Source organism: Microcoleus sp. LAD1_D3 (assembly GCF_036702135.1).
Classification (GTDB): domain Bacteria; phylum Cyanobacteriota; class Cyanobacteriia; order Cyanobacteriales; family Microcoleaceae; genus Microcoleus.
In genome coordinates this window covers 39,236-59,266 of sequence record NZ_JAUBSB010000014.1, presented here as the reverse complement: position 1 = coordinate 59,266, position 20,031 = coordinate 39,236, and the positions used below count along the sequence as shown (strand labels likewise).

Here is a 20,031-nt window from a genome sequence, read left to right as displayed (position 1 = left end):
CCCTTGGCTTTGAATTAGAAGGCTCTGACTCTGACTTAGGTTCTGGATCAGGGTCAGAGTCAGGGAACTTACCATTTTTGTTAGGAATGCGAATCGCCATATTATTTGTCCACAAAACTTACAACTTTACAGCGAAGCACTATTTAGCAGGACTGACATATTTGTGATATTGCTTTTCCTGTCTCCGTTGCCGTTCTCGATCGACATGGCAGGGAATGCAAACACATTCGACTTCTAGATGGTTGACGGCATCGTAGCCCTTATGGTGATCATACTCATGGAGTCGTAGCTTGCGGGGCGGTACGCCATCGTCTCCTAAATGACCGCAATCCACACAGGGGATATTACGTGCACGCGGTAATTTATTGCGGGAGACTGCATAGTTTACGCGGTTGCGAGCTTGGTTTTTGTCGCCATCTTTGCCGGGTTTAGGGGGAAAGCCTCGGGGTTTACTTATTCCGATGCGCTACGCGCCCGCAAGCTACGGAATAGACTGATACCTTTTATTATCGAAGGCTCTACGACAGCTTATGCAACGGTTATCTTTGCCGTCGCGCGCATTTTTGCTCTGATTAAACAAGCTAAGCTTCAACCAGCTTTGACAGGCAAAACACCATTTCAAACCAGATTTCAGATTTTCTTGATATTTTTCAACAGAAATTCCAATTTTTCCAGCAGCGATTTTTTGTCCGCCGATTTTTGTGAGTACCATATTTGTTGAAAGATTGTAGGCAGTAGCTGAAATAAAAACCTCTGACAAACTATTGGCGCAGGTCAGAGGTTTTTTCTCAGGCAGGATTAGAGACAGAAAGAAGACGGCAAGGTTTTGAGTCTCGGAACAGGAAACTGACGAAATCTCACATCTTCGGGAAATTCATCGATCGTCCCGCCTTTTTTATCTTTGAGCTTCAGTTTTTGGTAAGTAGTTGCTACTCCGTCGATATAGCAGGCGCTGATGATGGGGTTTGAGCCAAGTTGTTTGACAAATATCGCCACGTCTTCAGCACTTTGACATTGGTTGACCATGAATCGAATCCAATCGAGGTCACAAGGACGCGCACCGAGCCCGGATTCACCGCCGATAATTACTTGGTCGATTTGATCTAGCCATTCTTTCTTAATCGTTACCCGTTCTAGTAACGGCTCACAGCTCAGAAACCAAACTACTGATTCTGTTTCTAAAAGGTAAGGAATTCTTTTAGTAGAGTCTTGATTTTCGATCGTCGTGCCAAGCCAGAGATTCGGAATCGGCCAGACAAACTCTGCCGGGGGTAGCTTGAGTTGTCGTCTCAAATCCTCAACGTGTTTTCTGATGGGTTCTTTTGCCGATCGAAAATATTCCGGCATCCGCTCCGGGCGTTTTGTCAAAACTTGAAAGGTATGCTGGGACGCTACCACCATATAAGCAAAAGCTAAATCGAGCATATCGTTGCTGACCCAATCCCCGAAGCAGTCAGTCATGGAGAAGGCGAAAACTCGTTCACCTTTTTTCATTCTCACCAGTTTCTCCATGATGATTGAAGAGAAAACCATGTTGACCGGGACTGTCCCGCTGTAGGCTAAGCCACTGGCAAAGACAAAGTAGTTGCTGAGATTCATTGTTTCAGCATAACAATGAAGGCATCCTGGGCTGATTTTGTGGCACCAGTGTCCGCCGTGTTTGCCATCGGCTTTGACCAAATGGATGGGATTACAAGTTATGCCAGTCCATTGAATATTGCTCATGTTTTTTAGATTGTTGAGGTTTATCACGCACTAATACGCGCGTATCGCTTGCGTTAATTAAGGCGCGTATGTGTATATAGGAGAAGCCGAGGATTAGCTGATGTTGGCTTCGGATTGGCTGATTGATTTGAGATACTGCAATCTCCATCGGCTCCATCTGTTCGTAGCTGGCGGGTGTGAAGCGCATCGAAGTGTTGACAGAAGAGTGGTTTCAGTTCGTAGCTTGCGGGCGCGTAGCGCATCGCTATGAGTCAAACGATCGAACTGAACTAAACTGAACTAAAGTGAACCAAGAATCTGATTGAGCCAGGATTATTCCCAGCTCAGCACAGATTATTTACCTTTAAGTTGCTTGACTGGCTGTTCAGCTTCAATGACTTCAGCAGCGCCATTACCCGGTGCAATGGCTAAACCAGAAGAAGCAGCAGAACCTAAGCACATTGCCTGATTCTCAATGAGTCGAGGATCGGTACAATGAGTCAAACCTTTCTGGTCATCTTCAAAAATCATCCGAGCAGCTTTGACGGCAGCTTCTTCAAAAGGATTTGCGATCGGACGAGTCGTGACGGCTAAGTAGTAGTAAGGGCCATAATTGCCTTCACTTTGCACCATCTGGAACCGGAAAATGTTTGAGAAATAAGCTTCTGATGCTTTTCTCACTGCATATTCATTCGGATCGCCTTCCATACCTTCTTCAACCCAAGAATTGAAGGCTTCTCGTCCAAAACATTCGACCAAGCCTTTCATCTTGTCCTGAGATTGGCGGTGAATGAGAAAGGTGCTTAACTCAGAGCATTTTTCATGAAAATGAGTCTTCATTCCTCCGGCGACTGGGATTCCCCAGACCTCGGTAAATTGCTCATTTTCATAGTGAGGCTTGAAAGTTAGCGTTTTCTGTGCGATCGCGCAAATTGCCATCTCAACAAACTCACCACGGGTCAAGCCAGCTTTCTCGGCTTTACTGCTGTTCATTCCTTTGGTTTCGCCAGTAACAAACATTCCGAATTCGCGGCTGCAATTGGCCCTGTAACGGCTAGGAATGGTAGGAATGCGAAAAGCGAATCCATCTATGACAATTGGGTTTTGCATTTTAGTTTTCGTTGGTACTTGAGTTTGTGGTTTAGTTTCAGTTTTTGTTTCATTGAAGTTCCTTTGACTAAAAATCAAAGGAACTCAATATCTCAGAGCGAAGCATTACAATCAATCTAGATTTACATGAGTCCAAGTTTTATTTTGGTAAATTGCTGCGATCGTCGATTTCCCGACACCGTATAATTTACCGATTTTACTTGTACTCATTCCTTGAGAAAGTAACTTTTTGATGTCCTTTACTTTGGTCTCATCAAGCTTTGCATTAACTCTTCTTGTGTTTATTTTAGCTCCAATTCCTTCGACATGACTCCAGATTTTGCCTGTGTTAATAGCAGAAATCACTGACGCATAAACCCCAAATTTTTCAGCAATTTGTCGGGTGGTAAGTTTACCTTCAGCTAACAAATCTCGAATTTCTTCAACTTGAGATTCAGTGAGTCGAGCATTACCTACAACCGAACCTTTTGCTTGACGGTTCTTCTGCTGTCGATCGGCTATATTATCAACCTGAGAAGCTAAAAAAAGATGGTCAGGATTGATGCAGAGTCCATTGTCGCAAGTATGACAAACGCACATCTTTTCAGGGATTGCACCTTTGTAAGCTTCATAAGCTGCACGGGCAAGTTGATATGACTTACCGTTGATGATAATCTTGGGTCTGCTGCATCCACCTTTGTAGTCAGTTATCCAACAGCCGTTCCTTGAAATTATGTGGCTCTCGATTCGTTGTTTGACTGTCAAACCGCGAGTAGTCATAGCATCACCGAAAATTCCTTACTGCAATTGGCTCTGTAACGGCTGGGGATTGTAGGAATGCGAAAAGCGAATCCGTCAACAATGATTGGGTTTTTCATGATTTTGTTTCTGGTTGATTTTGGGATTTGTTTCTGTTTCTGTTTTTGTTTCTGGTTAAGTTTCTGTGAAAAATAAGCTCAATAATTAAAAGCGAAGCACTACAATAGCTTTAGCTTTATCTATTAAGTTTACCGTAAGTTTTGATTGCTGGGGGCGATCGATCGGCTAACAGCAATCAAAATTACTAAGTTAATTCAATTGGATTTCATTCAATCTTTCATCACGACAGTAATCTATTGCAGAATTGAGAATATCGTGAGCTATTTTTAGTCCAAATTTCTCATGATCATTGCTCGGATTACGAGGAAAAGTGTTTAACATGAAGCCTTTCCCTAGCTGAGACTTAAACGGGAGAAAGTCTAATTCATAGATTTTCTCAGGTTCGATTGGGGGAATTTCTGTCTGTGCAGTAAGGAAAGTTGAGAGTGTTCCGCCAGAATCATTGATGACAAATCCCCAGACTTCTGTCATTGGCAACACTACAGAATTAATCTTTAAGATTCGGCTATTGATTTTTACGATCGCCATATTGAGCGATGGAAATTCTAGACCTTCTAAGGTGAAGTGTCCTTTGACTCGATTTTCTTTGTAACGAAGAAATGGCTCTACCTGGAAACTGGATTGATTGACAGTGATTATTGTCATTGTACAAAATAGTTGTTGGGATCAACATCCTAAAGCGAAGCACAATAAGAGAGGACAATCGCTTTAGGTTTATTTTAACGCTTTAGGTAGTGAACATAAACGGCTAATGCTGGCACTTTATGTTCAGTTTTCTTAAGTGCGAGCGCCCGCTGTTTCTCTAACATTTCTAAGTACGGAGAACTGAGAAGCGTTTCATGTTTTGTTTCTGCTTCAGCAAGCATTTCTTTCAAATCATTAATGTAAGCTTGACTGTTTTCGATAGGGATTGCATTCGATCGACATAATTTATCGTATTCACGGCTGATATCCTCATCAAGCCGAACGACACTAACGTTTTGGTCATCGTAGCGAGTGCGGAGTTGGATAACGATTTTTGCATTGTCGTCGTTATAAACTATGTTTTTGCGAGATTTGTTAGACTCAATAATCTCGAAAGCTTCAAGAATAGCATCAGGTTCGATCGCTTCAGCTTCAACTTTTAATCTTTCAATTTGGTTGCGAATTTCAGCAATGCGTTGGAGATGTTTCATGTTAGAATTGTGGGGTGGAAATACCTGAAACTGAATCTAAAAGCGGTTAGTCCTGCGCTAACCGCTTTCTCTATCTATCCTTTGGCTACCAAGTTAAAGCATTAAATGCTGCTTGTTGTGGAGTGCCAGTAAACTCATCTTCAAGCGCCGAATTATCGAACAATCCAGCTTCATGAGCATCGCCGATTTCTCCATAAACAGCATCAAGATCATATTCTTGTTCGACAGCATCTTGTAACAGATTGAACGGTAGATGTCGATCGAAATGTTTGAAATCGTTGTTAAGATACCATTCCGGCTGCATTTCGATCGACTCAAGATGATGCTCAATCCATTTGAGGAAGGCAAACTTAACTTGGTCAGGCGTAAACAAACTGCACTGGTGATGATCCAAAGCCTGAAGCCGTTCGACGATTTCATTGAGATTGATAAGTTTGCCGATCGCTTCTAGAAGCATTCGGTCATAGGCTTTCTCAGGAACTAAAGTCTCAACAGTTTCAGAATTAGAATCTCTTGCTGATTGTTGAACAGTTTGTGCTAAAGTAGTCGAAGATTGGATGGACATATTTGTTACCTTTGACAGATTGTTTGACAGATTCTTGGACAGAGTGATAGAAAGAAAATCAGTACCCCCCGGCGAAGCCGTGACGAGGGGTACTTTTTGTTTTTGATTTGTGGAAGTGCGATTGTCTCTAAACTGGTTCTGTTTCTGCTGCTGTTGCTGTTGCTATTGTGGGATTAGCTTTAGCATAAGAATTGAGAAGATGAAGGAGACTAGCAGCAGCGACAGTAGTATATTTGGTAGTCTGTGGTCGGTCAGTCTTGTCAATTCGCTTGATCAAATAGGAGCCGTCGGAGATGCGATCGCAACTGGTAATATCTCCACGTTCGATCGCACCTTTGGCAAGTTTGCTGATCCGATTGTGGATATGCGCCATCACTACTTTTTTCTTCATGTTAGTTTCTGTTGTGGTTGGTAAGATGTCCCCCTTGATAAGGGGGAGATAAGCGCCGAAAAACAGCTAGAAGAGGCTTAACTGACGGTGAGCAGGTTCAAGAATTAGGAACCGAGATTCAGAAGGGATGTATTGATAGATGAGCAGATTACGAGCACGCGCCATCTTGAAAGTTGAGGCAGTTCCACCTCCCCTCCCGTAACGATCGCCCTCAAAAACAGCTAGGCAAATGTCCGATCGGTTGACCATCCACTGATTCCGAGCGTGCATAACTCCAGTGCTATAGGTCTGATAAAGACATTTTTGTTCTGTAGCCTGTGCCAGCAATTTCTTGTAATGGCTTTGCTGGCGTGGTTTCCATAGCTTATGTTGATCGGCGCAAGGAATTACGGCTGTCCATTTCAGTTTTCTGCGAATTAAAATCTCTGCTGCAATTTGGTCAGTACCGAGTGCCATTCCACAGAAGAATTTAGTCACGCCTTGGTTGAGTGCCATTGTAATAAGTTTGTCAACTTTAATGTCATACTCAAACCAGCGATGTCCAGTAATCATTGCTGTGTTGTATTCTTTCGGCTCAAATGGTTCTTGAAAATTATACTGAGTTTCGCGGTTTAGAGTTCGATCGACACGCTGAAGTAACGCTGGAATATTGCTTGTTGCCATGAGTTGTTGTTTCTCTGAAAAAGAATCAACAACTCATCGCGAAGCATTACTTATTTCTGTAGCTAATTTCTGTAGCTAATAAACTTGGCGAATGGTAAAATTCAATCGACCATTGTTCTTCAAAATGTTAGAAGAGTTTGCGATAATTCTTTTCACGGAATGATAGGCAAGGCGAGACTCTTTGTGCATGATTAGCACATCGCCGGTTGTGAGAAGAATCTCGCGGACTGGATCTCTGCGGTTGGTTGTGCCGATCGCAAATACACAGTCATCACCGATCGAGATACTGATAATAGCTGGTTTGAGGTTAGACTCGCTGTTATCTTGATGAAGGCCTAACTTACTTTTGTTATTTGCTGGATAATAATTTATCAAGCAAGTGTCAGGACGATAATCAGGCTCGTCAACTAAATTAGCTAGTTTTTTAGCTAATAATGTCAACTCTGTCGGCATTGCTGCGAACGGCTTTTTAGTAACTGGATGAATTTTACTGTATTGATAGCCAGCTAAGTCGCTGGTCCAGCCTACGGGGCCACAGCTAGTCATCTGACAGTTGAACTTATGGCCTGATGGCATCACAGGAGTTATCATCGGGGAAACTTCACAAACTTTGCGAGCTAGCTGAACAAGTTGTTCTTGTTCGATCGGGGAAAAGTAATTTTTGAGGTGCAACATAGTTTTTTTTTGATAGTTAGAAATCAACCTCTTAGCGCAAAGCGCCCTAACAGAAAATCTCCAGCCTGCGCTGGAGATTTTTCTATTATTTACATTGACTTTGGCGCGAATCCATTTTCTGCTTGATGCGCTGTGGCAGACCGAGGATTGCGCCTTGATAGACTCGATCGAACTCTTGCTCGAAGTGAGCGCCGACCGTGGCACTTTCCACAACCAACAGAGTTTCATCGTTTGCTCGGTTGGCAGCTTCACTCCAATTGTGAGAACCGGTGATGACTTTGGAACCATCAACAACACCGAACTTGTGATGCAGTCGATCGCCTACAGGAAGTTTTGGCATTCCGACCGTCGCCAGGGGCTGACTCCAGGGACGGTTTTCGACTTCCAACTTGCAACCTTCCAGTAGGCTAGCGCCCATCATGTCCATCGCTTCGCTGTAGGGACGGTAGACAAAACTGGAATCAACCAAAGCTCTGATACCAACTCCGGTTCGAGACTTGGCTTGAAGTGTATCTGCCAACTGCTGGGCAGAAAACACAAACAGCGCCAGATTGACGGACTTGGATGAACTGGCTAAAGTCCGATCGATTAATCCGTTCGGTGTCTGCTGCCAGGGAGTTTTCGCGGTCGCCGGCGAGAACTGAACTGCGACAGTTGCACCGCCAACAGAAACTCTGGCGATCGGACGAATCGCTTTCTTGACACCAAACTTACTGTCTGGCTTTCCACCAGGGCCGTCTCCCCACATCTGACTGAACTCTTCACTGAAAACTTTTGCCAGCTCCGGGCTTTGCATTTTCAGCAGATTGTTGGGATTGCCCCGACTTTCGGCGCTCTTGAAATCGCCGTGAATGTCGCTGGTCGTGAAATTGGCTGAAGTGACGATGAGAGTTTTGCCATCAATGACAATGAACTTGTGGTGCATCAATCCGCTGCCTTTGCTGCCGTCAGCGGTATCGTCAATCATCGGGATTCCTGCTTCACGAACGATCGCCAGAGCATCACCGCTGGAGATTTCGGCATCCGAGAGTGAACCATCTTTATCGGTATCTGCAAGGTGAACGAGTTCAGCATAGCGATCGCGCTCTCGCTTAGGCAATGCTCTCACCTGTGAGGGAGAAAGAGCAATTGGACGATTGTAAAGATTTTCGATAATCAACCGAACTTTGATGCCGGAGCGATGACGATGCGCTAGAGCTTGCGCTATCCGAGGCAAGCGAAGTTCTTGAACTGCGACATCGACACTCTCGCGAGCACTGTTGATGGAATAGACCATGAGCTGTTCCAAATCATGGCCCGATCGCGTGACCTGACGATATGGCTCAGTGTAGCTAGAAGTCTGAGATTGATTGAAATAAACCTGAAGTGATGGATCTTGAGGCAATGCTTTGATGACTGGAGCTGCGGGAATTTCTTCTATTGATTTTGGTTTCATGAGTTGACAGGAAGCGAAACCAGCGAGAATTAAAGCTGCTAAACCGACAATTTTCTTGTTCATGATTTTTTAGGTGATAAATAATGTTTACGTGGGTCTAAAAAAAAATCTCTAGCTGGTGCTAGAGATTTTCTTCTACTTTGTCTTTGCTACTTACACTCCTTATCTTGCTTAATCACAACTTCGCCCAGATTGCCATGAGCTCCGCCTCTAACTAAACAAAATTTCTTTCTTGTCCAGGGGTGGCTAAAAGTAATAGTTCCATGCTGGCCATAACTGCCACCAATTCCGCTATTGGTTTCGCTACTCCAACTAATCAAGGTTGCTACATTGCTGCCTGCTTTGCCTGCAACTTTCGCATCAATGCCTCTAAAAGTTGATTTGATGTTTACTCCGCTAGGTAATGGGATTTTAGCTCCACAAACTCCACTCAAACACTCTGCAATTGCTGCTTTTTCGCCTGTGAAAATTGCTACACTTCTTACTTCGCCATAATTCACAATTGCGTCGTATCTGCTTTGCTTCGCTGTTTGGACTAACTGAACATGGGCTGCTGTGACTTTTGCATAACCAATCAATCCAGTAGCGCCTAACAATCCAATAGCTGCCAATTCACCAGCAATAACGATCGATACCAAAGATTCTACTAAATTAGCCATGAGAAATACCTAAATAACGACAGGGAGCTGCATTACTACAGCTCACTCCCTCATCGCGAAGCACCCTCACTAAAAATCTTCACCTCGCTCTTTCTCTTTCTCTTTCTCTTAATTTCAAAGCCCCAATATCCATTACAGATATTGAGGCTTTTCTTTGCTAGCGATCGGTACTAAATGACCTGATTAGAAATCATCAGTTCTATTGTTGTTGTTGTACTCTTTCTTGTTGGCATAATATTCAGTACGAATCTGCATCAATTCATCTGGCGTATATCCAAGGTCACTAACGAACTTATGGATTTCTGGCAGAACCATTGTATGAATCTTGTACGTTTCCCAGTCACGCTTGAAAACTTCATACAAATCTAAGCCTTTTAGATCGGTATCATTTTCAGTTTTGAACTGTGACCAAGCCATGATACGAATTGCATCTCGCAAATTAGACGCTTCTTTCTCTGATTTGGTCAAGATATTGATAGCCATGATAAACCTCTAAGTAAAGTACAGAAAATCTAACTCACTCCCTTATAGCGAAGCCCTACAAAACGGTTAACTTCACCCTTGTTTCTTCATTGACCGATTAGTAGATTAAGTCAAACACTTTCGATCGAAACGAATCCAAAATATTTAACTTAATCTTACCATTCGCTGATGATGAAAAGATAAACTCTTCATCATCAACATGAGCTATGAACTAACTCACGCTAAAACAAATCGCCAACATCAAATTCTTCGGGAGGAACAGGAACATTGGTATTAGCAGATGAATCGTTGACTTTCCGAGTAGGAGGAGCAGTAGCCGTAGCCGTAGAAGTAGCAGTCGTAGTAGCACCCGAAGAATTGTTTTTCTTTGCATAATAGGTCGATCGAATGCTTAACAATTCTACCTCGGTAAACTCTAAACTTTTGGCGAAAGCGATAAGTTCTTCATACGTCATGTCATGAAGTTTTTCATCCTTCCATTCTGCGTCAAACACAGCATAACCGCCATACTGGAGATCTTTGAGTATTTCTTTGTTAGTAGATTTGTATTCTTCCCAGGCAAGAATACGAAGCGCATCAAGCAATAAACTACGCTTTTTGGCAGTCTTGGACATGAAAACAATAGCCATGATAATTTCCTTTGGTGTAATGTACAGTTATTTTGGAAACAGGCAGAAAACCTCTCTCATCTCCCCATCGCGAAGCGACCCTAACAGAAAAACTGCTGGGGTTCTTTCTTCCTATTAAATTGAGTTGGCAAAAATGAGGCTGCATACAAGACACAATTCTTGTATGCAGCCTTTGTCTACCAGTCGATCGGCTCTACCATCTGCGATTTGTAGCCTTTCTTCTCGTTCAAAGTCCAAAGTACCAGCGAAAAGCGTTCAGGGGTAAGGATTCGTGGTACTGAATGGGTAAGCTTGCAGTTAAATTCGCAGAGATCGCCGTCACTCAGTTTATGAAGTTTGCCATCGATCGCAAATTCAGCTTCGCCAAGGTTTATGCTTACTGCTTTGGGCATTGCGTAACCGTGATCTTTGTGAGGTCGGATCAAGCCACTGCTGCCTCCTCTCTCAGAGCCGTGGTAGGTAAGCAAGCCTATGTTACTGCCAGGGTAGATTCGTTGGCAGAAGTTATAGAGTCGATCGTCAAAGTAAGCTGGTTTTACTGTGCCGTTGCCTAGATGTACTTCGTTAAAAAGCCAAAGTTCTAGCCGCCGAGTAGTCAGCGTTGAATGGCTAAGCTTCATTAGTGGAATTAAGCTACGGCAATAATCGCGAAAAAGCTCAAGGTTTGGGATCTGTTTCTTTAGTAGTTTCATTGGAATTACCAACCATTAAAAATCACTTCCTTATCGCGAAGCGACCCTAACAAAAAAAACTACTGGAGTTCTTCTCTTTCGATCATCGATGATGGAAAGATAAACTTGCCATCATCAATCACTCTTTAAATCAACGGTTAATCATCAGCAAAAGTATCTGGATAAGGTTGTGCAATGGAGTAGTAGCATTCTCTGATAGTTAACAGTTGTTCGATCGAGAAACCTCTTTCTGCTGCTAATAGAGTAAGTTGATTCAAATCCATCGATCGAATCTTGCTATGTCTCCAGCGACTGTAGAATCTGGTGTAACGCTGGTCTAAATCTTCACGAATCTGAGGATTTGTGTCAAAAACCTCCCATGCGAGCACCCGGAACGCATCACGCAGGCGTAGAGTTTTCTGATCAGTTTCAATTTGTGTATCTACTTGCATCATTGTTTTGTTCTCTCGTTAGTTTTGGTGTTACTGGTATAGAAAAGGTCATTGAGAAGCTGGATGAGAGTTTCTTGGTTATCGATCGCCACCCTGAGTGCGTAAGGGAACAGCAAATCGCATTCAGTTTCAAAGTGAAGTTTGCCACTGAGACTAGACGGTGCAAACGATACCTGAAGAAAACTAGCTCTAGGAGTTAGTACCAGTTGATATCTTCTGTCGCCTTTGTTTTTGTAAGCAACGTATTGCTGTTTGTTGAATCGCTCTAATTTGGTATTCTTTGCTATCCAAGACTCTGCGATCGAAAACAAACTTGTCCCGCCTTCGATGCAATGGATTTGGCTAGATACCAATTGAGGTACACCGTCAACGACTTCAAATCGTTGAATTAAGTCGTAAACTATTCTGTCAGTTGTATCAGTCATTTCAGTTGCTCATGGATTGAATTAGATTTAGGTTAGTTTCTCCTCAGTGAGTGAGGAGAAACTAAGACAGTTATTTTTGCTTACAACGAATTACTTCAGCAACAAACTCAGGAGTTAAGCCACGTACTTTAATTTCCAACGGGAAATCTTTAACACGCTTAGCTTTTCTGGGTTCTGCTTCTTTCTTAACTGTGTAACCGCCAACTTTAGCTACAACAGCTAGATATTTAGTAGCCTCAATTGTCGATCGTAGACCTATGTAGGTGATGAAAGATTCAAATCCTGAAGCAGCATCGGGCATTTCTTCCCAATTAAATTGATTATTTGTTGTACCGACAATGGTAATTCGATCGCTCAATTTTACTACAACGTAACTACCGTGTGGCGAGGTTTCAATAACTTCACCTTCAACGCCTGCGAAATTGATTTTGTCCATGATTCAGCCCCTGACTAAACAACTCAACACTTCAAAGCGAAGCAAACACTAACAACCTTAGAAACAGTTTTCAATTCCGTTTCTGTGATTGCTAGTGTTTCTGATGTTTCTATTTCAGTAGGTATAGCTAAGCAGAATGAGGATGAGGATAATGCTGTAGAGTCTGCACAAGATATTCAGGAGAAAGCCCTATCGCTCTCACTTCATAGGGATAGCCACGTACAAACCTCGAAACAAAGACATCTCTGTTGGGAGTTCCGCCAGCTTGGGTAATTTTGTCTTTGATAACTTCGGCTTCCGGGTAAGTGTACACACCCACATATAGGACAAAGCGTTTTGATAGAAAACCTGTCAGATTATCCGTTGTTTCATCCCAAGTAAATTGGCTTGTGTAAATGCCTTTGAGAGCAATTCGATCGGATAACCGGAAGATAAAATAGCTTTGATGCGGGGACAACGCCAAAACCTCAGCTTGAATTCCACCGAAATTGATTCTTTGCATTTCACTAATCCTGTAATTCAACAATCCAACAATTCAACGCTTTAGAGCGAAGCATAAACCTCTTCTCTGTCTGTTGTAGTAGTAGGCACAGGATATGGAACAAACGACTTGAAACGGGCTTGATGTTGAATCCTGTGCTGATTACCAATCGATTGAAACACCTCTTTGACATTCTTGAGGCGAAGATGCTGAAGATTGATTGAACCTTGCGAATACTGTTGCCATAATCCTTGCTGGTACAGGTGGAGGCACATATAGAAAGCGTAATCTGGCAAAACTAACGCTGGACATTTGATGCCTGTGAGATAAGGCTGAAATTCCTTAACTGGTTCCCCTAACTTATGTTTGCTACCTTTATTTATCAGCCAAAAATCTGCTTCCGGGAAATTGTTTTTCACAATCCAGTTAAACAGTGACAGATTTTCCATTCTTCATTTTGGGAATAACATCCTCTCCCCAAAACGAAGTATTTTTATCTCTCTTTCTTTACTTCAACTCTTACCTGTACATAGCCTGTATCTGTATCTGTATCTGTACCTGTACCTGTACATAGCGCACATGACCGTCACATGAGCATGACATGAGCATGACATGAGGGAAACAAAAAGAGTTTGAATTCCTGTTCCCCCAGTTAGAATTACCAGAAAATACTGATAAACTGATGACCATGAAGAGTTTTAGTGCGCTCGCCAGTTTCGTCAAGAACTATGTAGATGAAATCTTGATTAACATGGCTAGTTAAATTCATAGCTAGAACCTGTACAATACCTCTATTGGTATTGTACAAACTACTTAGCTGGATGCGATCGCCATTCTGACACAACGGCAGCTCACATTGAAAATACATTTCCCCGTCACTGTTCTTGTAAATGAAGACACCATCGCGCCATTTACAATGCCTGCCAATTCTGTCAGAGATACCAAAATTAGCAGATTTTAATCTATCAAGTGCAATGATTTTCATAATAGTTACCTCAAATTTGCACTTTATAGCGAAGCAGTCAAGAACCTAAACTGTCGGGATAACAGCTTAAGATTCTTGACTTGAAAGTTAGACAGCGCTATCGAATTCCCAGGATAGAAGCTTTTCTTCAGTTCCTTGTTCAGTTTCGACAATGTACTCAAAATATTGAGCAACAGTTACTGAAGGGACGATCGACTTAACCGTAACTACCCCGCAGACAGTCAAATAAAGGCTACCTACCTGGATGCGATCGCCGTTCTGACATAACGGGAGCTGGCACGAGAAAGAATATTCCTTCCTACCATCTACGCAAACATAGACACCGCCTCGCCAAACCAAATTCTGGCTAGCTGGCAAATCAAACTGAGACTGGTCTGGATGCGAAATCGGCGCAACTACCTTCTTTCCTGTTGCTGTAACTGTAACTAAACTCATGTCAAAACTCCTTGACGGGTAGAACGTGGGCAAACTCACGTCCTTACCGCAAAGCGTTTTAACGGTTAACCTCAGCTATTCTTACTTACAGATTAGGTCTGTTCCTGAATCTGTTTCTGAATCTGTTTTTGTTACGGCAACAGTTTTTGTTTCTGTTACTGTTTCTGTTATTGAAGGTGGAGAATGTTTCCAGGGCGCAAAGATTTCGGTATCCTGGAAAAGTTCTTGAGGACTGATGGTAGAGTTAGGACGCTTCAGGATGCCTTTATCTCGGTAAAATAACTGCTCATCTAGGGTGTAAGCAACGAGTTCGCTGCAAATCCATTTATCGGGATGATTCAGCAGATTGCCTAACAGTTCCTCCAACTTTCCGGTCAGCAGTCGATCGAGCATCCGCCCAGGAAAACTGCCTGAGAGTCCTTGCGTCAAGATTGCGCCAAAATCGTATTCTTTGCCGACTTCGAGACTGGCTTTGTGTGCGATCGCATAACCTAACGCATCGTTGAAAAATATGGGCTTGCGGAAGAAGATTTGACAGTTAGGGTCATTGAAGTATTTGCTTAGGGTGCAAATCTTCACTGTGTTGTTTGCCATGTCTGCTTCAATACATTGATCCTCACCCGCGACAATCAAGGTATGAGTCGCATGGATATCGCTGATAGTGTCCCAACCTGTGAAATAAGCGATACCGATCGATGTTACATCAGCTCCCTTGTTGAGAAATCCTATGTACCCAGTTTTATAATTCACGTTATACTCTGGGGTTACATCTGTTACTTTGATGGCTGAATTCTCAGGAAATTCTGTTGTAAACATTAGCGTTATACTCCAACTAAATTAGCTAGAGTATAACAGTTTTTTATTGCTCTATCACTGGATATTTTGACCAATACCAGTTCAAGAAACGCTTGATAAATTGAGCTGTCGGTAAGTCGTACTGGCTGATATACCAGAGATAGAGAGGTTGTTCTCTATATTGCTCACAGAAATTAATCAAATGTCTGTTAACTGTGAGAGTTTCAAATTGCTCCCAGATAATTAAGCGTTTTTCTTCGACTGTATTACCATCAAAGTAAGTTGCTAAATTGGTTAATTCCTTACGCTGTTTCCATGCCCAAGTTGACAAACGAATATCCCTACCTTCATAACTAACAGCATAATGGCCTTTGAGAATATATTTATCAACTGGCTTACCATTTCGATCGAAATAGGTTCCCTCTCGCCTGTTGACATCGTAAGGAAAAACGTTCATTGGATTAAGGTGAATTTCTGACATGATTGTTGTTGATATTAGGTTGCGGTTTAGCGTGGTAGGATATAATGACTCAATCGGGTTTCTTACCAGAGATTAATTTCTGGTATTGCTGATAAAATCGGCTTCTTACCAGGAAAAGAATTAATCACTTTCCTGGTGCCGCCGAAATTCTAATTTAGAACCTGATTTGCCAAATAATCAACGCATCTGGCAATAAGTTGAGCATGGGAATAATCAGAAATATAAATTAGCTTGAGCCGACCTGTATCCCGGTAAGCATGAGCTAATTCCATAATCGATCGAAAGATATCTGAATCAGCGACTAAATTAGGCTCATAAAAACCTTTTAATCCGGTTCTGAAATATCTGGGTAAATGCTTCTGGATTTGTTGCCATAGCATTTGCCGATATTCCTCAACAGAAAACTTGCCTCGCCAAAGCGGAGAATTGTCTAGTTGGTCATACTGATTCTTTAGACCTTCACTGACATTGAAAACTTCACGGTCAATATCGATCGCAAACTTAACTTTTTCAGTCGTGAATTTGTCGAAATCAAACTTTTCTACGGCAATAGTCATAATAGTTACAAGTGACAAGTCACTTCCTTACCGCGAAGCGACCCTCACCCGCAACTTCAACTACTTCCTATTCTGATGATTTTAGTTTTCTTTCCAGTTCGATCGATGTTATCCCTGGTTCCGCGACTGTTGCCGTCCCAGAGAGCCAAACCGTAATCGCAAATTGAGCACATTGCTATATCTCGATTGACATAGCTTCCTGCAACTCCCATCGTTTCATACCCCGTAGTATTTCTCGGTTTCCCACTTCCGCCCCACAGAGCAAAGTAAACTCTAACGTTGAGGTAATTCGATCGACGCAGATATTCTTGAACTAGCTTGTCTACGCCTCCCGCATCACCAACAATTACGGAAAAGTTTAGCTCCATTATTCGATCGATTGATGGTAATCCAGCGCTGATATCTTTGATTGAACGACTGCCAGAAATCATTACAATTTTAGTCATATTTGTTAATTAGAAACTGCTTCCCAAACACGGAGTGCAAGTGATAGAATTAAAATAAAATCATTAACATGAAACTGAAATGCGTTGATTTGTTTGCCGGAATAGGAGCTTGGGAATTAGCAGGGAGATTAGTAAACGCGAACTCTCAGATTAAATTAGAGACGATCGAATTCGTAGAAAAAAATCCTTACTCTCAGCAAGTTCTTAGAACTCATTTCCCAGAAATTCCAATCCATTCTGATATCTGTGACTATTTACCAATCAAAAATAAAGCCGATGTCTACACCATCTCATTCCCTTGCACAGGGACATCAAGAGCCGGAACTAAAACCGGACTCGTTCACATTGAATCAAGTCTATGGTTCCAAGCACTGCGCTGCATCATACTCGGTAGACCAAGTTTTGTATTGGTGGAGAATCCAGTCGGACTCATCGATCGAGGGCTACGAACAATCCTTGCCGGATTCCGAATGGCTCATTATCAAACAGAAGTTGAAGTTATCAGCGCGTCGGAGTGCGGTGCGGTACATGAGAGGCAAAGAGTGTTTGTCATTGCCTACGCTAACCACTTTGCCCTCCAGCAAAGGAAAGGGTGGCAGGGCTGGACAAAACAACTTGGAACACAGATTGAAATTGCAAGGTCGTTTACCAAGTACCCAGAAACTAAACCCGGAGCTATGCCTCTGGATGATGTCTTTCCCGAGTACCTGGCTGGACTGCATTATGAACAATGGTGGCGATTCAATGCCCCGCCTGCCAACCCAGGAGTAAAACGCAGAACTCCGGGCAGGGCAGAAGCAATCAACCTAACAGGCTTATCAATTTGTGTTCCCCAAGCGACTGTTCCTTTGATGCGTCTCCAATTTCTAGCTTCCTTACTTAGATGAGCAATGTAGAAGAGCAAATCTGTTTGTAGCGTCAAGGGCTGTCTTATTCCGAGATAGCCAAATATACCAATACGACAGCAGCCAAGGTACAGCGCAGTATCAGGGTATGGAACTTACAGCCTAAGCAAGTAGAACCTACTCGGTCGGCTGAGGAAATTGAAGCCCTGAGAGAGCGCATCCTTAGCTTGAGAATGGATGAGCAATCCATGAAGTCAATCGGTCGCCAAGTGGGGATTGAGGAAATTGTAGTTTATCGACATTTGCTAATTATGGGATTGCTTTAGTTAGTCAAATAAACTCAATTGTTTCCATTCTAAAGGTTTGTTTTTGTTTTTGTTTCTGTTACTGTTTTTGTTTACATCGGGGTTGGTGTTACTCAAATTGCTGTTAGCAATATAATTAACGTGTTTCCAGATATCGTTTTGTTTGATGTATGCGATAGTTCGTTGGGAAACATCAAATAATATACTGATTCTTTCAACCGTTAAGTTAGTTTCAACTAACAAAGCTTTGATTTGAAAAACTTCTTTTTCGGTCAATTTAGACTGAGGGTTTTTAGAACCTCTATTAGAGCGTCCTTTTTCTACCATGTCTCTCATATTTTCTGTATGAGTGCCGAGGAATAAATGCTCAGGATTTACACAAGGTGGATTATCGCATTTGTGACATACAAACATACCTTCAGGTATGTCCCCGTTGTATATCAGAAAACTTGCACGAGAAGCATTCATCCGGCTTCTCTTTAGATGGAATTGACCATAACCCTTGTCATTCGCCCACAAATCTGTTAACCAGCAATTATCTTTGCTGATAATGTGTTTTTCAAACCGTTCTTTGCTACGATTGTCCATAAGTAAAACGTCCCTTAATTTGTAGCTCAATAAAATCATGAAAACGAAAATCAAAAACAGAAACAAAAACAAAAACAGAAACACACGTAAATTGTTTCTGGAGATGAATAGGTGTCAAAAGGTAATTTTGCGATGTTTTATTGCCCAGTTAGAAGGTGTTGATGGTCATGCGGTTTACTTAGCAATAGATCGAAATAAAGAAATTGAACTAACAGTAGTTTCTCTTCATTCTACCGTAATAAAAGCCTGGAGTGTAGCCGTAGCAGCTAGAAAAATTTTAGAAAATAGCAGTTATAGTTATAAGCACAGCAACGAAGTTATTCTTAAGACTTTCGTTGCTGCACTGGTTGCTGATTACTTTGATTATTCTTCAGATTCTGTACTGAACGAAATTGAAGTTCCTAGCAAGTGGAAAACTTTTAGCACTAAATCGAAACATCCTGACTTTGCTAATGGGGTTTTTGTCATCGGTACATCAGCAACTGAAATTTTAATGCTGGAAGAAGAACCTAAAAAGCTAATTCTGGCTAATACTTACCTGATGTCTGCTTATATTGCTGATTTTATGAACCAGAACCAGCTTGATTCTCTACTTATGGCGGATATCAATCGCTTAGTCCATGAAGCCCAGAGAGCTTTTTCTTCAACCAAACATCAGATTTTCTGTTCTTTGACCGCTTCTGAACTTTTTAAATGGGCTTATAGATAATCCATTGCCATCACCCTATCAAACTCTTTGACGACATAGTTCATAAACTTTGGGTTTCGATCGAACAACTTAGAAAATCTCTCAGGCAGACTACTAAACCCTTGTCGTACCAGTTCTTCTACCATGAAAAACACAGCGTACCCGAAATAATAAAGCTTAGGAGATATATCACCTTCTGGTGTTAAACCTTCTGTTGATATGTACGATTTCCCATTTCGATCGACATACTGAACCAAATAGATTGTTCCGCCACTCTCCAGCTCTAATGATTGTCTATTATTTTCAGTCAAAGTTCCATTAGGTCGATCGAGTTTAAAATCCTGATACATTGCTTTTGCTAAGTAGTTCATTTGCTCCAACCGCTTAGTTAGTCTCAGATTTTCTGCTTGTACTCTCAAACTTTCTATTATCAGTTCCGTATTGTACATTGTTAATTCAGTATTCTGCGTCAACAAGTCAGAATTCTCTATCAACAATTCTGAATTAATCACGGATAAACGCGCATTTTCTTTCAACAAATCTGTGTTATCTGACATAAAAACTCTCAATTATTTGTTATATTATAGCAATAATTAAGGTTTCAGGTAGCTTCGCTTTTAGATTTTGATGTTCTTTTTATTAAGTCAATGACAGCAACAGTAACTGAAACACAAAGTGTGGTTAATATTCATTGTGATGGTGCTTGTTCAGGAAATCCTGGATCTGGTGGTTGGGCTGCAATCCTCACAATTCCTGGTAAGTCCAATAAAAAAGCAATTAGTGGTAAATCTGACACAACCACTACTAACAATCGTATGGAATTAACAGCAGCAATCGAAGCTTTGAAAGCTCTCAAGAAACCTTGCAAAGTTACACTATTCTCGGATTCAACTTACGTCGTAAATACGATGGCTAAAGGTTGGAAACGTAACGCTAACCAAGATTTGTGGGAAGAACTTGATAAGTTAGTAAAAGTTCATGACATCACATGGCTGTGGCTGTCGCGGAATTCAACTCCTGAGTTGAGTGAGTGCGATCGACTCGCCAAAGAACAAAGTGTCAGTTCTTGAAGCCTGCAATTTTAGCTTAACTTA

32 protein-coding genes are annotated in these 20,031 nt (G+C 41.9%); 3 read left to right on the top strand and 29 right to left on the bottom strand.

Annotated elements, in window-relative coordinates; all coding sequences use genetic code 11:
• Positions 1–139: 139 nt before the first annotated feature.
• The 27 genes from QUA74_RS10780 to QUA74_RS10650 form a co-directional block, all read right to left on the bottom strand.
• Positions 140–334 carry a hypothetical protein gene (locus tag QUA74_RS10780; RefSeq protein WP_333327964.1) on the bottom strand — a complete coding sequence of 65 codons (195 nt, stop codon included), beginning with the start codon at positions 332–334 and terminating at the stop codon, positions 140–142.
• A 147-nt stretch (positions 335–481) separates the two neighbouring features.
• A complete protein-coding gene (locus QUA74_RS10775) occupies positions 482–712 on the bottom strand; it encodes a hypothetical protein (RefSeq protein ID WP_333327961.1) in 231 nt (76 codons plus the stop codon).
• 86 nt (positions 713–798) lie between these two features.
• Positions 799–1,725, bottom strand: a complete 927-nt coding sequence (locus QUA74_RS10770; protein ID WP_333327958.1) for a DUF5131 family protein — start codon at positions 1,723–1,725, stop codon at positions 799–801.
• A 333-nt stretch (positions 1,726–2,058) separates the two neighbouring features.
• A complete protein-coding gene (locus QUA74_RS10765) occupies positions 2,059–2,814 on the bottom strand; it encodes a hypothetical protein (RefSeq protein ID WP_333327955.1) in 756 nt (251 codons plus the stop codon).
• A 111-nt stretch (positions 2,815–2,925) separates the two neighbouring features.
• A complete protein-coding gene (locus tag QUA74_RS10760; protein WP_333327952.1) occupies positions 2,926–3,558 on the bottom strand; it encodes an HNH endonuclease in 633 nt (210 codons plus the stop codon).
• Between the two features lie 303 nt (positions 3,559–3,861).
• Positions 3,862–4,317, bottom strand: a complete 456-nt coding sequence (locus QUA74_RS10755) for a hypothetical protein (protein ID WP_333327949.1) — start codon at positions 4,315–4,317, stop codon at positions 3,862–3,864.
• A 74-nt stretch (positions 4,318–4,391) separates the two neighbouring features.
• Positions 4,392–4,847 carry a hypothetical protein gene (locus QUA74_RS10750; protein WP_333327945.1) on the bottom strand — a complete coding sequence of 152 codons (456 nt, stop codon included), beginning with the start codon at positions 4,845–4,847 and terminating at the stop codon, positions 4,392–4,394.
• An 85-nt stretch (positions 4,848–4,932) separates the two neighbouring features.
• Positions 4,933–5,412 (bottom strand): hypothetical protein, encoded by a 480-nt coding sequence (locus QUA74_RS10745; protein ID WP_333327942.1) that lies wholly within the window; start codon positions 5,410–5,412, stop codon positions 4,933–4,935.
• A 127-nt stretch (positions 5,413–5,539) separates the two neighbouring features.
• Complete coding sequence (locus QUA74_RS10740) at positions 5,540–5,803, bottom strand: hypothetical protein (RefSeq protein WP_333327939.1); 264 nt, start codon at positions 5,801–5,803, stop codon at positions 5,540–5,542.
• 66 nt (positions 5,804–5,869) lie between these two features.
• Positions 5,870–6,466 (bottom strand): SLOG family protein, encoded by a 597-nt coding sequence (locus QUA74_RS10735; protein WP_333327936.1) that lies wholly within the window; start codon positions 6,464–6,466, stop codon positions 5,870–5,872.
• A gap of 75 nt (positions 6,467–6,541) precedes the next feature.
• Positions 6,542–7,141 (bottom strand): alpha-ketoglutarate-dependent dioxygenase AlkB, encoded by a 600-nt coding sequence (locus QUA74_RS10730; protein WP_333327933.1) that lies wholly within the window; start codon positions 7,139–7,141, stop codon positions 6,542–6,544.
• Between the two features lie 85 nt (positions 7,142–7,226).
• Positions 7,227–8,639, bottom strand: coding sequence for a phospholipase D-like domain-containing protein (locus tag QUA74_RS10725; RefSeq protein WP_333327930.1), 1,413 nt, complete (start codon positions 8,637–8,639; stop codon positions 7,227–7,229).
• 86 nt (positions 8,640–8,725) lie between these two features.
• On the bottom strand, positions 8,726–9,235 hold the full coding sequence (locus tag QUA74_RS10720; protein WP_333327928.1) for a hypothetical protein: 510 nt from the start codon (positions 9,233–9,235) through the stop codon (positions 8,726–8,728).
• A 183-nt stretch (positions 9,236–9,418) separates the two neighbouring features.
• The gene (locus tag QUA74_RS10715; RefSeq protein ID WP_333327925.1) at positions 9,419–9,718 is read right to left on the bottom strand and encodes a hypothetical protein; all 300 of its coding nucleotides are present in this window, start codon (positions 9,716–9,718) and stop codon (positions 9,419–9,421) included.
• 221 nt (positions 9,719–9,939) lie between these two features.
• Positions 9,940–10,347: a hypothetical protein gene (locus QUA74_RS10710; RefSeq protein WP_333327922.1), complete on the bottom strand. Its 408-nt coding sequence runs from the start codon at positions 10,345–10,347 to the stop codon at positions 9,940–9,942.
• Positions 10,348–10,523: 176 nt separating this feature from the next.
• On the bottom strand, positions 10,524–10,967 hold the full coding sequence (locus QUA74_RS10705) for a hypothetical protein (RefSeq protein WP_333327919.1): 444 nt from the start codon (positions 10,965–10,967) through the stop codon (positions 10,524–10,526).
• 209 nt (positions 10,968–11,176) lie between these two features.
• On the bottom strand, positions 11,177–11,473 hold the full coding sequence (locus tag QUA74_RS10700; RefSeq protein WP_333327916.1) for a hypothetical protein: 297 nt from the start codon (positions 11,471–11,473) through the stop codon (positions 11,177–11,179).
• Positions 11,470–11,895, bottom strand: coding sequence for a hypothetical protein (locus tag QUA74_RS10695; RefSeq protein ID WP_333327913.1), 426 nt, complete (start codon positions 11,893–11,895; stop codon positions 11,470–11,472). The genes QUA74_RS10700 and QUA74_RS10695 overlap by 4 nt, the downstream gene beginning before the upstream one ends.
• 70 nt (positions 11,896–11,965) lie before the next feature.
• On the bottom strand, positions 11,966–12,331 hold the full coding sequence (locus QUA74_RS10690) for a hypothetical protein (protein ID WP_333327909.1): 366 nt from the start codon (positions 12,329–12,331) through the stop codon (positions 11,966–11,968).
• Between the two features lie 127 nt (positions 12,332–12,458).
• Entirely contained in the window at positions 12,459–12,833 is a 375-nt protein-coding gene (locus QUA74_RS10685; protein ID WP_333327906.1) for a hypothetical protein, read from the bottom strand.
• A 41-nt stretch (positions 12,834–12,874) separates the two neighbouring features.
• Complete coding sequence (locus QUA74_RS10680; protein ID WP_333327903.1) at positions 12,875–13,261, bottom strand: hypothetical protein; 387 nt, start codon at positions 13,259–13,261, stop codon at positions 12,875–12,877.
• A 209-nt stretch (positions 13,262–13,470) separates the two neighbouring features.
• Positions 13,471–13,797 carry a hypothetical protein gene (locus QUA74_RS10675; protein ID WP_333327899.1) on the bottom strand — a complete coding sequence of 109 codons (327 nt, stop codon included), beginning with the start codon at positions 13,795–13,797 and terminating at the stop codon, positions 13,471–13,473.
• Positions 13,798–13,884: 87 nt separating this feature from the next.
• Complete coding sequence (locus QUA74_RS10670) at positions 13,885–14,232, bottom strand: hypothetical protein (RefSeq protein ID WP_333327896.1); 348 nt, start codon at positions 14,230–14,232, stop codon at positions 13,885–13,887.
• Positions 14,233–14,313: 81 nt separating this feature from the next.
• A complete protein-coding gene (locus tag QUA74_RS10665; RefSeq protein WP_333327893.1) occupies positions 14,314–15,048 on the bottom strand; it encodes a hypothetical protein in 735 nt (244 codons plus the stop codon).
• Between the two features lie 43 nt (positions 15,049–15,091).
• Positions 15,092–15,508 carry a hypothetical protein gene (locus QUA74_RS10660; RefSeq protein ID WP_333327891.1) on the bottom strand — a complete coding sequence of 139 codons (417 nt, stop codon included), beginning with the start codon at positions 15,506–15,508 and terminating at the stop codon, positions 15,092–15,094.
• A gap of 149 nt (positions 15,509–15,657) precedes the next feature.
• The gene (locus tag QUA74_RS10655) at positions 15,658–16,065 is read right to left on the bottom strand and encodes a hypothetical protein (protein ID WP_333327888.1); all 408 of its coding nucleotides are present in this window, start codon (positions 16,063–16,065) and stop codon (positions 15,658–15,660) included.
• 56 nt (positions 16,066–16,121) lie between these two features.
• Positions 16,122–16,511 carry a hypothetical protein gene (locus QUA74_RS10650; protein ID WP_333327885.1) on the bottom strand — a complete coding sequence of 130 codons (390 nt, stop codon included), beginning with the start codon at positions 16,509–16,511 and terminating at the stop codon, positions 16,122–16,124.
• Between the two features lie 68 nt (positions 16,512–16,579).
• On the opposite strand from QUA74_RS10650, the gene QUA74_RS10645 reads away from it, so the two are divergent.
• On the top strand, positions 16,580–17,398 hold the full coding sequence (locus QUA74_RS10645; protein ID WP_333327883.1) for a DNA cytosine methyltransferase: 819 nt from the start codon (positions 16,580–16,582) through the stop codon (positions 17,396–17,398).
• A gap of 284 nt (positions 17,399–17,682) precedes the next feature.
• On the opposite strand, the gene QUA74_RS10640 is transcribed toward QUA74_RS10645, so the two are convergent.
• A complete protein-coding gene (locus QUA74_RS10640; RefSeq protein ID WP_333327880.1) occupies positions 17,683–18,249 on the bottom strand; it encodes an HNH endonuclease signature motif containing protein in 567 nt (188 codons plus the stop codon).
• A 37-nt stretch (positions 18,250–18,286) separates the two neighbouring features.
• Here QUA74_RS10640 and QUA74_RS10635 point away from each other — a divergent pair, with 37 nt between their 5' ends.
• Positions 18,287–18,958, top strand: coding sequence for a hypothetical protein (locus QUA74_RS10635; protein ID WP_333327876.1), 672 nt, complete (start codon positions 18,287–18,289; stop codon positions 18,956–18,958).
• Here the strand turns inward: QUA74_RS10635 and QUA74_RS10630 are convergent.
• Positions 18,949–19,494 carry a hypothetical protein gene (locus QUA74_RS10630; protein ID WP_333327874.1) on the bottom strand — a complete coding sequence of 182 codons (546 nt, stop codon included), beginning with the start codon at positions 19,492–19,494 and terminating at the stop codon, positions 18,949–18,951. The genes QUA74_RS10635 and QUA74_RS10630 overlap by 10 nt on opposite strands.
• A 90-nt stretch (positions 19,495–19,584) precedes the next feature.
• Here QUA74_RS10630 and QUA74_RS10625 point away from each other — a divergent pair, with 90 nt between their 5' ends.
• Positions 19,585–20,007, top strand: a complete 423-nt coding sequence (locus tag QUA74_RS10625; protein ID WP_333327871.1) for an RNase H family protein — start codon at positions 19,585–19,587, stop codon at positions 20,005–20,007.
• The last annotated feature ends 24 nt before the right edge of the window (positions 20,008–20,031 follow it).